Annotated in this window: 8 protein-coding genes, 2 tRNA genes and 3 rRNA genes; 4 read left to right on the forward strand and 9 right to left on the reverse strand. The window is 50.7% G+C overall.

What is annotated here, in order from left to right:
* Positions 1 to 11: 11 nt before the first annotated feature.
* The 7 genes from rrf to tyrS form a co-directional block, all read right to left on the reverse strand.
* A 5S ribosomal RNA gene (rrf, locus tag Q9L42_RS00370) occupies positions 12 to 127 on the reverse strand.
* A 162-nt stretch (positions 128 to 289) separates the two neighbouring features.
* Positions 290 to 3969 (reverse strand): 23S ribosomal RNA (locus tag Q9L42_RS00375).
* A gap of 278 nt (positions 3970 to 4247) precedes the next feature.
* Positions 4248 to 4323 (reverse strand) — tRNA-Ala (locus Q9L42_RS00380).
* 258 nt (positions 4324 to 4581) lie between these two features.
* Positions 4582 to 4658 (reverse strand) — tRNA-Ile (locus Q9L42_RS00385).
* A 64-nt stretch (positions 4659 to 4722) separates the two neighbouring features.
* Positions 4723 to 6261: ribosomal RNA gene (locus Q9L42_RS00390) — 16S ribosomal RNA — on the reverse strand.
* The 16S, 23S and 5S rRNA genes sit together here with 2 tRNA genes alongside, the layout of an rRNA operon.
* 147 nt (positions 6262 to 6408) lie before the next feature.
* On the reverse strand, positions 6409 to 6603 hold the full coding sequence (locus Q9L42_RS00395) for a hypothetical protein (RefSeq protein ID WP_349431711.1): 195 nt from the start codon (positions 6601 to 6603) through the stop codon (positions 6409 to 6411).
* 167 nt (positions 6604 to 6770) lie between these two features.
* Positions 6771 to 7955 (reverse strand): tyrosine--tRNA ligase, encoded by a 1185-nt coding sequence (gene tyrS, locus Q9L42_RS00400; protein WP_305910130.1) that lies wholly within the window; start codon positions 7953 to 7955, stop codon positions 6771 to 6773.
* Between the two features lie 168 nt (positions 7956 to 8123).
* Here tyrS and Q9L42_RS00405 point away from each other — a divergent pair, with 168 nt between their 5' ends.
* Together Q9L42_RS00405 and Q9L42_RS00410 are read left to right on the forward strand one after the other, a co-directional pair.
* The gene (locus Q9L42_RS00405) at positions 8124 to 9452 is read left to right on the forward strand and encodes an OapA family protein (protein WP_305906610.1); all 1329 of its coding nucleotides are present in this window, start codon (positions 8124 to 8126) and stop codon (positions 9450 to 9452) included.
* 3 nt (positions 9453 to 9455) lie between these two features.
* Complete coding sequence (locus Q9L42_RS00410) at positions 9456 to 10580, forward strand: anhydro-N-acetylmuramic acid kinase (protein ID WP_349431712.1); 1125 nt, start codon at positions 9456 to 9458, stop codon at positions 10578 to 10580.
* Here the strand turns inward: Q9L42_RS00410 and erpA are convergent.
* Together erpA and argC are read right to left on the reverse strand one after the other, a co-directional pair.
* Positions 10563 to 10895 (reverse strand): iron-sulfur cluster insertion protein ErpA, encoded by a 333-nt coding sequence (gene erpA, locus Q9L42_RS00415; protein ID WP_305906607.1) that lies wholly within the window; start codon positions 10893 to 10895, stop codon positions 10563 to 10565. The genes Q9L42_RS00410 and erpA overlap by 18 nt on opposite strands.
* A gap of 372 nt (positions 10896 to 11267) precedes the next feature.
* Entirely contained in the window at positions 11268 to 12299 is a 1032-nt protein-coding gene (gene argC, locus Q9L42_RS00420; RefSeq protein WP_305906606.1) for an N-acetyl-gamma-glutamyl-phosphate reductase, read from the reverse strand.
* A gap of 88 nt (positions 12300 to 12387) precedes the next feature.
* Between argC and Q9L42_RS00425 the strand changes: the two genes are divergently transcribed.
* Positions 12388 to 13365 (forward strand): NAD(P)H-quinone oxidoreductase, encoded by a 978-nt coding sequence (locus tag Q9L42_RS00425; RefSeq protein WP_305906605.1) that lies wholly within the window; start codon positions 12388 to 12390, stop codon positions 13363 to 13365.
* A 2-nt stretch (positions 13366 to 13367) separates the two neighbouring features.
* Positions 13368 to 14225, forward strand: a complete 858-nt coding sequence (locus Q9L42_RS00430; protein WP_305906604.1) for a sulfurtransferase — start codon at positions 13368 to 13370, stop codon at positions 14223 to 14225.
* Positions 14226 to 14254: the final 29 nt, after the last annotated feature.

A 14254-nucleotide genomic window follows, 5' to 3' on the forward strand; every position in this document is an offset into this window, starting at 1 on the left:
TTTTCAATAAAGCTTGGCGATTCCCTACTTTCGCATGGCAACCTGCCACACTATCATCGGCGCTAAGAGGTTTCACTGCCGAGTTCGGGATGGGATCGGGTGGTTCACTCTCGCTATGTTCACCAAGCAAAGGTGTTTAGCTGGTTTCGACGGGTCGTCTTACCAACTGTCATGATCAACGTCTAGGTTGATCCATGGAAATCTGTATCCGTTCGTTCTCGTGCATTGAAAAGCGTCTTGTCAGGCTGCCTATCACACGCTTTCGATTATCAAACCGATTGGGTGTTATATGGTCAAGCCTCACGGGCAATTAGTATCAGTTAGCTTCATACATTACTGCACTTCCACACCTGACCTATCAACCTAATAGTCTCTTAGGGCCCTTCAGGGGACTCATGGTCCCAGTGAGATCTCATCTTGGGAGGGGCTTCCCGCTTAGATGCTTTCAGCGGTTATCCTGTCCGATCATAGCTACCCGGCAATGCCACTGGCGTGACAACCGGAACACCAGAGGATCGTCCACTCCGGTCCTCTCGTACTAGGAGCAGCTTCCCTCAAATCTCAAACGCCCACGGCAGATAGGGACCGAACTGTCTCACGACGTTCTGAACCCAGCTCGCGTACCACTTTAAATGGCGAACAGCCATACCCTTGGGACCTGCTTCAGCCCCAGGATGTGATGAGCCGACATCGAGGTGCCAAACACCGCCGTCGATATGAACTCTTGGGCGGTATCAGCCTGTTATCCCCGGCGTACCTTTTATCCGTTGAGCGATGGCCCTTCCATTCAGAACCACCGGATCACTAAGACCTACTTTCGTACCTGCTCGACCTGTCCGTCTCGCAGTCAAGCACCCTTATGCCTTTGCACTCATTGCATGATTTCCGACCATGCTGAGGGTACCTTCGTGCTCCTCCGTTACTCTTTGGGAGGAGACCGCCCCAGTCAAACTACCCACCATACACTGTCCCCAACCCGGATAACGGGTCTAGGTTAGAACTTCAAACATACCAGGGTGGTATTTCAGGATGGCTCCACGACAACTGGCGTCGCCGCTTCAAAGCCTCCCACCTATCCTACACAAGTAGGCTCAAAGTCCAGTGTAAAGCTATAGTAAAGGTGCACGGGGTCTTTCCGTCTAGCCGCGGGTACACTGCATCTTCACAGCGATTTCAATTTCACTGAGTCTCGGGTGGAGACAGTGTGGCCATCGTTACGCCATTCGTGCAGGTCGGAACTTACCCGACAAGGAATTTCGCTACCTTAGGACCGTTATAGTTACGGCCGCCGTTTACCGGGGCTTCGATCAAGAGCTTCCCCCTCACCTAGATTATCTATGCTTTCCCGTATCCGCTGTCTTAAGCTGTGATACGCTTTGCCACTTCGTTTTAACTGACTTTCCCGTCCTTTTGCCGCCTGCTCTGTTAAGTAGGCTTCATAATAAGATACGATCCAGTCCTGTGCTTTTTTTGTCGATTTGTTCTCGCCTTGCCTGTGTTGGCGCAGACGTTTTTTTAAATCAATCGTCGAACCCAGATAAAATTCATCTTCCGTCCGACTATACAGCACGTAAACGTAATACATGGCTCTAAATAATCTAGGTGAGGGGTAACCCCATCAATTAACCTTCCGGCACCGGGCAGGCGTCACACCCTATACGTCCACTTTCGTGTTTGCAGAGTGCTATGTTTTTGCTAAACAGTCGCAGCCACCAGTTTAATGCTACCCTCTTCAGCTCCAGCCGCAGGGCCTTCACCTAACAAGGGCGTACCTTCTCCCGAAGTTACGGTACCATTTTGCCTAGTTCCTTCACCCGAGTTCTCTCAAGCGCCTTAGAATTCTCATCCCACCCACCTGTGTCGGTTTGGGGTACGGCTCGTCATAACCTGAAGCTTAGAGGGTTTTCTTGGAAGCAGGGCATCAATCACTTCGTCTCCTTATAAAGAGACTCGTCGTCACGCCTCAGGATTGTGAAACCGGATTTGCCTAATTTCACTCCCTACACGCTTAAACTACCTATTCCAACAGGCAGCTGACCTAGCCTTCTCCGTCACCCCATCGCAGTTATAACAAGTACAGGAATATTAACCTGTTTTCCATCGACTACGCCTTTCGGCCTCGCCTTAGGTGCCGACTAACCCTGCGTCGATTAACGTTGCGCAGGAAACCTTGGGCTTTCGGCGTGGAGGTTTTTCACCTCCATTATCGTTACTCATGTCAGCATTCGCACTTCTGATACCTCCAGGAAGCTTCTCAACTTCCCTTCGCAGGCGTACAGAACGCTCCTCTACCACTCAGACGTTGTCTGAATCCGTAGCTTCGGTACTATGCTTAGCCCCGGTAAATCTTCCGCGCAAGCCGACTCGACCAGTGAGCTATTACGCTTTCTTTAAAGGATGGCTGCTTCTAAGCCAACCTCCTGGCTGTCTGGGCCTTCTCACATCGTTTTCCACTGAGCATAGATTTGGGGACCTTAGCTGACGGTCTGGGCTGTTTCCCTTTCCACGACGGACCTTATCACCCGCCGTGTGTCTCCCGTGCTCAAACTTGCTGGTATTCGGAGTTTGCATCGGGTTGGTAAGTCGGGATGACCCCCTAGCCGAAACAGTGCTCTACCCCCAGCAGTCATACACGAGGCGCTACCTAAATAGCTTTCGAGGAGAACCAGCTATCTCCGGGCTTGATTAGCCTTTCACTCCGATCCACAGCTCATCCCCTCATTTTTCAACATAAGTGGGTTCGGTCCTCCAATCAGTATTACCTGATCTTCAACCTGGCCATGGATAGATCGCCCGGTTTCGGGTCTACACCTTGCGACTAAACGCCCTATTAAGACTCGCTTTCGCTACGCCTCCCCTAGTCGGTTAAGCTGGCCACAAAATGTAAGTCGCTGACCCATTATACAAAAGGTACGCAGTCACCCCGCACCTAAATTATTCTGGCACGGATATCTACAATGCTTTATTGAGCACTGTGATTCATTGACTTACCTCGCATCTAATTGGGAATTTAGGTGCGGGGCAAGCCCCTAAGTTGTTTTTAAACTCGTCTTAATGCGCTGCATTAAGAACCGTTTGGCTCGACCGTCTTGCTTGAGTTTATGTTCTCGTTCTCTAGATGCGGCTTCAGATAGATAAGCTTCGTAGTACACCAATTTCCATTGATATCCTCTCGTCGACTTATTTTTACCTTGGTCATGTTCTTGCATACGACGTTTTAAATCCGTCGTACTTCCCAGGTAAAACCTATCATCTTCTGCTTCCGATTGAAGCACATAAGCATAATACATTCGATCTCAAGTCTCTTCTTTGTTATTTTTTGTCATCATAGCGGGGCCTGCCCCGCACCTAAATTCCTTATTTAGGCACTATCGCTCAGTGTTCGATGACGTTAAGTTAACGCTGAAGAGTCTCCGCCCAAAACAATTTAGGTGCGGGGCTCCCACTGCTTGTACGCATACGGTTTCAGGATCTATTTCACTCCCCTCTCCGGGGTTCTTTTCGCCTTTCCCTCACGGTACTGGTTCACTATCGGTCAGTAAGGAGTATTTAGCCTTGGAGGATGGTCCCCCCATGTTCAGTCAAAGTTTCACGTGCTCCGACCTACTCGATTTCACACTTAATAAGTTTTCGTATACGCGGCTATCACGCTGTATCGCCAGACTTTCCAGACTGTTCTACTAACTTGCTAAATGCTTAAGGGCTGGTCCCCGTTCGCTCGCCACTACTTAGGGAATCTCGGTTGATTTCTTTTCCTCGGGGTACTTAGATGTTTCAGTTCTCCCGGTTCGCCTCTTACTCCTATGTATTCAGAGCAAGATAATGAGCTTGTGCCCATTGGGTTTCCCCATTCGGAAATCTGCGGATCAAAGTTTGTTTGCAAACTCCCCGCAGCTTATCGCATGCTACAACGTCCTTCTTCGCCTCTTACTGCCTAGGCATTCACCGTATGCGCTTATTCACTTGACCATATAACCCCAATCAGTCTGTTCACTCAGCCTACCGTCGATCAATCAATTTAAAAACTAAATCGATCAATCCCCGATTCGCTTCGCGTCCAGTCTGCTGTGTTATATCAATCAGCTGACATTTTCGCTTTTTTTCTGCTTGAGAACTCATTAAAATTTAACCTTACGGTTTTACTTTAATTCGTTTACAGATTTCCACATTGTTAAAGAGCTATTAAACTTTCTACAAAGCCTAATTCTATAAAGTCTTCTCAAACCTTATAGAGTTAGTCTGTGTAATGGTGGAGCCAGGGAGGATCGAACTCCCGACCTCCTGCGTGCAAGGCAGGCGCTCTCCCAGCTGAGCTATGGCCCCTTTTTACTGGTCTTTTTTACGCTATGCGGCGTTGCTCTCGTCGCTCGCTCAGTCACATACTGATGTATGCTCCTTCTCTCACGCCTTCGTGCGCCTTGCCTAGCCTAAAAAATCCGGCGTAAAATCCAACCAAGCTTTTGTCCATTCGCACTGATTACTACTCAATCACGCAAAATGGCTTTTGTGCAGAACAAGGCGAATGATGACGAAGCATACTTAGGTATGCGAGTGATCATTGAACGCCGTACTGCGCAAAATTGGTGGGCCTGGGAGGATTTGAACCTCCGACCTCACCCTTATCAGGGGTGCGCTCTAACCAACTGAGCTACAGGCCCAGGCTCATACTTTCAATCGAAATAATTTGTTGTGGACACTCATGACGGCGTTTAGCTGTCTTTGTAAGGAGGTGATCCAGCCCCAGGTTCCCCTAGGGCTACCTTGTTACGACTTCACCCCAGTCATGAATCACAAAGTGGTGAGCGCCCTCCCGAAGGTTAGACTACCCACTTCTTTTGCAACCCACTCCCATGGTGTGACGGGCGGTGTGTACAAGGCCCGGGAACGTATTCACCGCGACATTCTGATTCGCGATTACTAGCGATTCCGACTTCATGCAGTCGAGTTGCAGACTGCAATCCGGACTAAGACCGGCTTTCTGGGATTTGCTGACTCTCGCAAGTTCGCTGCCCTTTGTACCGGCCATTGTAGCACGTGTGTAGCCCTACCCATAAGGGCCATGATGACTTGACGTCGTCCCCACCTTCCTCCGGTTTATCACCGGCAGTCTCCCTAGAGTTCCCACCATCACGTGTTGGCAACTAAGGATAAGGGTTGCGCTCGTTACGGGACTTAACCCAACATCTCACGACACGAGCTGACGACAGCCATGCAGCACCTGTCACTCAGTTCCCGAAGGCACCAAGTTATCTCTAACAAGTTCTGAGGATGTCAAGGGTAGGTAAGGTTCTTCGCGTTGCATCGAATTAAACCACATGCTCCACCGCTTGTGCGGGCCCCCGTCAATTCATTTGAGTTTTAGCCTTGCGGCCGTACTCCCCAGGCGGTCAACTTAATACGTTAGCTCCACCACTAAGCACTTAATGCGCCCAACGGTTAGTTGACATCGTTTACGGCGTGGACTACCAGGGTATCTAATCCTGTTTGCTACCCACGCTTTCGTACCTCAGCGTCAGTTTGAGTCCAGGGAGTCGCCTTCGCCACTGGTGTTCCTTCAGATCTCTACGCATTTCACCGCTACACCTGAAATTCCACTCCCCTCTACTCAACTCTAGTTGCCCAGTTTCAAATGCAGTTCCCAGGTTAAGCCCGGGGCTTTCACATCTGACTTAAACAACCGCCTACGCACGCTTTACGCCCAGTAATTCCGATTAACGCTCGCACCCTCCGTATTACCGCGGCTGCTGGCACGGAGTTAGCCGGTGCTTCTTCTAAAGGTAATGTCAAGACACCGGGTATTGGCCGATGCTTTTTCCTCCCAATTGAAAGTGCTTTACAACCCTCAGGCCTTCTTCACACACGCGGTATTGCTGGATCAGGCTTTCGCCCATTGTCCAATATTCCCCACTGCTGCCTCCCGTAGGAGTCTGGGCCGTGTCTCAGTCCCAGTGTGGCTGATCATCCTCTCAGACCAGCTATAGATCGTCGCCTTGGTAGGCCTTTACCCCACCAACTAGCTAATCTAACGTAGGCTCATCTAATAGCGCGAGGTCCGAAGAGCCCCCGCTTTCCCCCGTAGGGCGTATGCGGTATTAGCTCGGATTTCTCCGAGTTGTCCCCACTACTAGGCAGATTCCTACGCATTACTCACCCGTCCGCCACTCGCCGCCAGAGAGCAAGCTCTCCGCGCTGCCGTTCGACTTGCATGTGTTAAGCATACCGCCAGCGTTCAATCTGAGCCATGATCAAACTCTTCAGTTTAATAATGCTTGATACTCAATAAGACGAGTATCCAATCTTGGCTCGACGCAGAATTGTACGTAAATTCATAAAACATGTATTGACGCGAATATCTGTGTCGAATATCTTAATACAGTCTAAAATATCCACCACAAGTACCCACACAAATTATTTCGACTTGTTTGTTAAAGAGCGTGACCGGATCAACCGGCCGAGGACCGAAGCCCTGTTGAGCTCGCCTATTTTACAGCAGAATCTCAACTTGTCAACCTCCGTTTCAACTTTTTTTGCCGCCGTCCTGGCGACTTCGAAACGATCCGACAGAGCAAGCTCCGCCTCGATCACCTCGAAAGAGCCGGCCATTATACAGCCTCAAATCCGTTTGTCAAAAGTTTTTTTCGGCCCTTTCGAACCGCCTCCCGGCGACCCTCAAAAACCCCAGCCAACTTTCAGCTCCAACCGCTTCCTGCGTCCTTCCGTCGAACCCAATCAACGAAAGAAGGCGTATTTTACAGCTCCCCTCGACAGAGTCAAGAACTTATTTGAATTCGAGCAAATTTTCTTTTGCCGACCTGATAGACCTGCTGGGTGCCGGCGGCTATCAGCAATTTAGGATCCGCCACTTTTTCGCCGTCGATTTTGACCGCACCTTGCTTGATCATACGCATCGCATCGGATGTACTCTTGGTCAAACCGGACTCTTTCAATAGATTCGCAATCGGCATGCCGCTTTCTCCGGCCTGCAACGTCATCTCATCCATTTCCTCCGGCATCGCACCGCGTTGAAAACGGGCCTCGAAACTTTCCAAGGCCTTCTTGGCCGCGTCGGCGCTATGAAACCTTTCGATAATCTCTTGCGCCAAGGCAACCTTGTATTCCCTTGGGTTAGCCCCCTCTGCACAGTTCTGCTGCCAACGATTGATATCCTCCATCGGCTTAAAACTGAGCAATTCATAATAACGCCACATCAATTCGTCGGAAATCGACATGATCTTGCCGAACATATCATCCGGCGTATCGGAAATACCGATATAGTTATTCAGCGATTTGGACATCTTCTGCACACCATCCAATCCTTCCAGAATCGGCATCGTCAGGATTGTTTGCGGTTTTTGCCCATCAATTTCCTGTAAATGGCGACCGACCAACAGATTGAATTTCTGATCGGTGCCCCCTAATTCCACATCGGCTTTCATCATCACCGAATCATGTCCCTGCAACAGAGGGTACAAGAATTCGTGAATCGCAATCGCCTGACCGCCCTTGAACCGCTTGCTAAAATCATCGCGCTCCAGCATCCTGGCCACGGTATGCTTGGCCGCCAATTGAATCATATCCGCCGGCGTCATGAAATTCAGCCAGGTCGAATTAAACAAGACTTCGGTTTTATCCGGATCCAGTATCTTGAACACCTGCTCCTGATAGGTCTTGGCATTCTCGACCACCTCTTCCTGGGTCAATGGCTTGCGGGTGACATTCTTGCCGGTCGGATCACCGATCATCGCGGTAAAATCACCAATCAAAAACAGCACCTGATGACCTAAGTCCTGGAACTGCTTTAATTTATTGATCAGTACGGTATGCCCTAAATGCAAATCCGGAGCCGTTGGATCAAATCCCGCCTTGATTCTGAGCGAACCTCCCTCTTCCAGCTTTTTGATAAATTCCGATTCAACCAATATTTCATCAACACCCCGACGGAGTTGCTCCAACATTTCTTGCTGCAATTTTTTTCCCCTGTCATCTAAAAAAAATTAGTTTATTATATGCCGTTTAAGTGGCTCTTAAGAACAAAAATCCTATTTGAGCTATAATCAATCCGAACATTTATTAATTTGCATGCGATATGCGGTTTTCAATTAATATCAATCGAGCTCAGTCCAGTGAAAAATAAAATATTCAAATCGTTGTTATTCGGCGGCAGCACGATAGTCGCGGCAAGTGCCTGTTACGCACTGATCTCCCCCTCTAGTGACAACAATAGTGAATCGCTGACTGAAGTCAGCGTAGTTGCGGAACCCGCGACGCTTAAAATCGACAGCCCGATTGTCGCTGATGCGGCCAGTGATGATGCGCTTGAAGCGATTGAGGACACCGGCGATAAATTCAAGGAGATCATACACACCGTCAAAAACGGCGAAAGCTTATCCACGATTTTCTCCGACTTGGATCTCAGCAAAACGGATTTACACAAAATCATCCACGCCAATGACACAGGCAAATTATTTGCCTCGCTCAACCCCGGCAAGGACCTAGTCGCCAAGGTCAATAGCGACGGTCAACTGGAAGAGCTTTTATATCATAAGAACTCGATCGAAACCTTATTCGCAAGTCGACACGACGACGACTTCAAGGTCGAGAAGCTGAGCAAGCAAATAGACAAACAAGTCACCAGCGCCCAAGCTACGATACACTCCTCATTGTTCCTGGACGGCAAAAACGCCGGACTTTCCGATAAGTTGATCATGGAACTGGCTAATATTTTTGCCTGGGACATAGACTTCGCACTGAACTTGCGCGACGGCGACCAATTTACCGTCGTTTATGAAAAATTATTCGTCGACGGCCAAGAATTCGATAGCGGTGAAATCATTTCCGCAGAGTTCGTCAATCAAGGCGACGTCTATACCGCAGTGCGCTTCGAAGATCCGAAAGGCAATGCCGACTATTACACCCCCGACGGTAATAGCATGCGCAAGGCTTTTCTGCGCACCCCGGTCGACTTTGCCCGCATCAGCTCGCCCTTCAATCTAAAACGCAAACATCCGGTATTGAATCGGATACGCGCCCATAAAGGCGTCGATTATGCCGCCCGCACCGGCACACCGATCAAGTCTACCGGCGATGGCAAAATCATTTACCGCGGCAGAAAAGGCGGCTATGGCAATGTCGTCATTGTTCAACACGGTCAAACCTATACGACACTGTATGCGCATTTATCTAAATTCAGAAAAGGTCAAAGAACCGGCAACCGCATCAAACAAGGCCAAGTCATAGGCTATGTCGGCATGTCAGGCTTGGCGACCGGACCGCATTTACATTATGAATTCCGCGTCAATGGCGTGCATCGCAATCCGTTAACGGTCAAGCTGCCAAAAGCCAACCCGATCAATAAATCACTATTAGCCGAATTCAAGGCGCAAACGGCTCCTTTATTGGCGCAACTGGATAAAGCCAAGGCAAGCACATTACTGGCGCAAAACCAACAGTGACGCGTGTCTGAACTTTATATCGGCCTCATGTCAGGGACCAGCCTCGATGGAATCGACGCTGGTCTCGTCGATTTTAGCGATGACCAATGCAGGGTCGTCGACTTCCACTATCTGCCTTTCAGCGAATCGCTGAAGCAACAAATTCGCCATCTCAGCCAACCGGAACAGCCTATCCTGCTCGCCGATTATGGCAGCATGGACACGCGCCTAGGACGCCTGTTCGCCGAAACGGTGATCGCGCTGCTAAAAAAAACCGCACTATCGGCCGAGTCGATTAACGCGATCGGCAGTCACGGCTTGACCGTTTTCCATGCTCCGCAAAGCCGGTTTCCGTTTTCGCTGCAAATTGGCGATCCCAACATCATTGCCGAAACCACCGGCATCACCACCGTCGCCGACTTGCGTCGACGCGACATCGCCGCACAGGGACAAGGCGCACCATTGGTGCCGGCCTTCCACCAAAGCTTTTTTAGCCGACATAAAGAAAATTTCTGCGTCGTCAATATCGGCGGCATCGCCAATATCACCGTAATCAACAAGGATTGCGTACTGGGATTCGACACAGGTCCCGGCAACACGCTGATGGATTATTGGATTAGAAAAAACTTGAATCAAAGCCATGATCGGAACGGAGATTGGGCGCGCAGCGGCACAGTCAACCCGCTGTTATTGGCTCAGTTTAAAAATGATCCCTATTTTCAATTAGCGCCCGCCAAAAGCACCGGAAAGGAATATTTCTCCAGCTTCTGGCTAGAACATAAAATCAATCAGTTCCCGGAACTTCCGTCCGAAGACATCCAAGCAACGCTTTGCCAGCTTACCGCAGACACCATCACCGATGATATCAGTCAATATGCGGCGGATGCCCAAGAAACGCTGATTTGCGGCGGCGGCTGCCATAATCATCATTTAGTCCAGTTGATTGCTGAAAACCTGCAACACTCGGTGTCTTCCACCGGCGATTACGGCATCAACCCGGATCACGTCGAAGCGGTCGCGTTTGCCTGGCTGGCCAGGCAAACGCTGCTCAACCAACCCGGCAATCTTTACAAGGCGACGGGAGCGAACGCCCCCGCGATTTTGGGGGGAATTTATCCCGGTAAAAAGGGATTAAGCGGAAAAGGATGAGCCACAACCGCAGGTGGTCGTCGCATTAGGATTCCGAATGACGAACTGAGCGCCGGACAGGTCTTCTTTGTAATCGATTTCGGCGCCAGTCAAATATTGAACGCTCATCGAATCGACCAACACCGTGACGCCACCGTTCTCGATTTTAGTGTCGTCTTCGTTGACCTCCTCATCGAAGGTAAAGCCATACTGAAAACCGGAACAACCACCGCCGGTGATATAGACTCTCAGTTTCAGATTATCATTGCCTTCTTCGGCGATTAACGCGCCGACTTTTTCTGCGGCGCTGTCTGTAAAAATAATTGGATCTGCCATAAAAAAACTTATCGATTAAGTTAGGTTGACGGCAATTATGACTTTACCAAGCATTTTAGTCAAGATTTATGACCGCAGCCCCAGTTTAGAAACCAAAGAGTACGGGAGAAGGCTTGACGAGGGATAATCGCATTCCTCGTCTCCATCTTAAACAGCTCAACAATGCTCAAATGTAGAATTGCTGGATTTATGGATAACCTCAGTTCGGGATAAAAGAATCATATATTGCAAACAAAGGGTTAAGACGGTATCAGGTAGCTCTGGAAGAAGTGTGCGCGGCATTTCCACCATCCTTGGCTGTCAGATTCCGCGTTCACGGCCTCTTCTGGAAGAGATAGCTGATACAGGCTGGTTTATTAACCCGAACTCAGGTTATGGATACAGCGCCACGATATCCAAGCCGACGCTTTCATCCAGTCCACACATCAGATTCATATTCTGCACCGCCTGGCCTGCGGCGCCCTTAACCAGATTATCGATTACCGCCAATACGACGACGGTATCCTTGCCCTGCGGCTGATGAATCGCGATCTGACAATTGTTGCTGCCTTTGACATTGCGGGTATCGGGTTGCGCCCCCGCCGGCAAGACATCAACGAAACGCTCTTCGGCATAACGTTCCTCGTACAAGGCTTGCAGTTCTTCCGCGTCACCGGTCAACCGGCCGTATAAGGTCGCATGTATGCCGCGTATCATCGGGATCAAATGTGGCACGAAGGTCAACCCCACTGGTTTTCCCGCCATCATTGCCAAACCTTGGCTGATTTCGGGCAAGTGACGATGGCCGGCAACGGCGTAGGCCTTAAAGCTTTCCCCGGTTTCGCTCATCAATGTTGGCACCTGCGCCTTGCGACCGGCGCCACTGGCGCCTGATTTGACATCGGCGATCAGATGTTCGAAGTCGATCAATTGCCGCTCGATCAACGGCAAATAGCCCAACTGCACGGCAGTCGGATAACACCCCGGACAGGCCAACAAACGGGCCTGTTTGATTTGTTCACGATTGACCTCGGGTAAACCGTATACGGCTTCGGCAATCAGTTCGGGGCAAGCATGCTCCATCCCATACCAGCGACTCCATTCCAGAGCATCCTTGATTCTAAAATCCGCAGACAAATCGATGACTTTTACTCCGTGCGCCAGCAACGATTCCGCCATCAGCATCGCCGTGCCGTTCGGCGTCGCAAAAAACACCACATCACAGTCGGCCAATGCATCGACTTCAGGTTCCGTAAACGACACATCGCACAAACCTCTCAGGCTAGGGTATTGCGCATCGACTCGCATACCGGCATCGGAACGCGAGGTGACGACCGTCACGTCAACGCCTGGATGCAAAACCAAAAGTCTCAATAACTCTACGCCTGTATAGCCGGTTCCTCCGACAATGCCCGCTCTAATCATGTTATGCCTTATCTCTCTAAAAAATTTATCACGCTTAATTTTACTGCATATAATACGTCTTCTCAGCCTTTTAACTGAATAAATAATCATGATTGCGATAGAAATTACCGCCCCCGGCGGCGCCGGCGTATTAAAACCCTGCGAACGCGCAATGCCGATAGCGGGCGATAATCAAGTGCTGATCGAAGTCGCCGCGGCCGGCATCAATCGCCCCGACATCATGCAACGCCAGGGCCACTATCCGCCGCCGCCCGGCGCCTCCGACATCCCGGGCCTGGAAGTAGCCGGCACCGTCGTCGCAATCGGCAATCAGGTCAGCCATCTAAAAATAGGCGACCGGGTTTGCGCGCTGGTCGCCGGTGGCGGCTATGCGCAATATTGCCTGGCTCGCGCCAGCCTCGCCCTGCCCATTCCAGAAACGCTTGATTTCATCGAAGCAGCGGCGTTGCCGGAAACATTTTTCACCGTCTGGAGCAATGTGTTCGATCGAGGCCAATTGCAGGCCGGAGAAACGCTGTTAATTCACGGCGGCAGCGGCGGCATCGGCACGACCGCGATTCAATTAGCCAAGGCGTTCGGCGCCAACGTCATCGCTACCGCCGGCAGCGCCGAAAAATGCCGTTTTTGCTGCCAATTAGGCGCCGATTCCGCCATCGATTATAAAAGACAAGATTTCGCCGAAGAAGTCGGTAAACTGACCGATGGTGATGGGGTCGACGTCATCCTGGATATGGTGGCGGGCGATTACTTTCCCCGCAATCTGAAATCATTGGCCATCGAGGGCCGCTTGGTGCAAATCGCCATACAACACGGCGCCAAAAGCGAAATCAATTTATGGTCGGTAATGAAGAAGCGTCTGACCATTACCGGCTCCACATTAAGAGGCCGGGATGACGAATTCAAAACCCAAATCGCCGAACAACTCCGACAACGGGTCTGGCCCTTATTGGCCTCAGGAACCATCAAGCCGGTCATACACCGCTGCTATCCTTTAACCGAAGCGGCCGCCGCCCATGAGCTCATGGAAAGCGGCCTGCATACAGGTAAAATCATCTTAACGGTATAAACATGTCATACAAAACCATCATTTCAGCCCAAGAGCTTGCGCAAAATCTCGACGACCGAAACTGGGTGATTTTTGATTGTCGCTTTTCATTGTCCGATGCGGAAGCCGGCGCCCAAGCCTACCGCTCTGGCCACATCGCAGGGGCGCGTTATGTTGACCTAAATAAAGATTTATCGTCGGCCGTCCGCGATTACACTGGCCGCCACCCGCTGCCGGACTTTTCGCAGTTGACCGCGAAACTGGGCCGTTGGGGCGTGCATAACAACAGCCAGGTTGTCACCTATGACGATACCGGCGGCGCCTTTGCCGGCAGACTATGGTGGCTATTGCGCTGCATGGGGCATGAGCAGGTCGCCGTGCTCGATGGCGGCTTGGCGCAATGGCGCAAGGCAGGCCACCTTCTGACCACCGCCCTGCCTAACATTGAGCCCCGTCATTTCCGAGTTTATCTCGATGACTCGCAATGGCTGTCAGCCAGTCAGATCGAAAACGGCCTGGCTGCCGCCAACATCAAATTAATCGATGCCAGAACGCCGGAACGCTATAGAGGCGAGCAGGAGCCGATAGACCCGGTTGCCGGCCATGTACCCAAGGCCTTGAACCGGCCTTTTCAATTGAATCTGGACCCTCAAGGCTGTTTTCTGCCGGCCGCCGAGCTGAAACGGCAATTCCGCCAACTGATCGACGATTTCGCTCCGAGTCAAATCACGCATATGTGCGGTTCCGGGGTTACGGCTTGTCATAATCTGCTGGCGATGGAGATCGCAGGCCTGCACGGTTCGAAATTGTACGCCGGATCTTGGAGCGAATGGATACGGAACCAGAACCGCGCCATCGCCGCAAAACCACAGCCCTGTTAAGCGAGTGACCGAGCCGGCCTTACATTCAA

Origin of the sequence: Methylomarinum sp. Ch1-1 (assembly GCF_030717995.2) — a bacterium.
Lineage (GTDB): Bacteria > Pseudomonadota > Gammaproteobacteria > Methylococcales > Methylomonadaceae > Methylomarinum > Methylomarinum roseum.

Excerpts from the sequence above, each read along its gene's own strand:
- Q9L42_RS00395 (WP_349431711.1), bottom strand. The coding sequence starts at position 6,603 with ATGGCCGGCTCTTTCGAGGTGATCGAGGCGGAGCTTGCTCTGTCGGAT.
- tyrS (WP_305910130.1), bottom strand. The coding sequence starts at position 7,955 with ATGTTGGAGCAACTCCGTCGGGGTGTTGATGAAATATTGGTTGAATCG.
- erpA (WP_305906607.1), bottom strand. The coding sequence starts at position 10,895 with ATGGCAGATCCAATTATTTTTACAGACAGCGCCGCAGAAAAAGTCGGC.
- argC (WP_305906606.1), bottom strand. The coding sequence starts at position 12,299 with ATGATTAGAGCGGGCATTGTCGGAGGAACCGGCTATACAGGCGTAGAG.
- Q9L42_RS00425 (WP_305906605.1), top strand. The coding sequence starts at position 12,388 with ATGATTGCGATAGAAATTACCGCCCCCGGCGGCGCCGGCGTATTAAAA.
- Q9L42_RS00430 (WP_305906604.1), top strand. The coding sequence starts at position 13,368 with ATGTCATACAAAACCATCATTTCAGCCCAAGAGCTTGCGCAAAATCTC.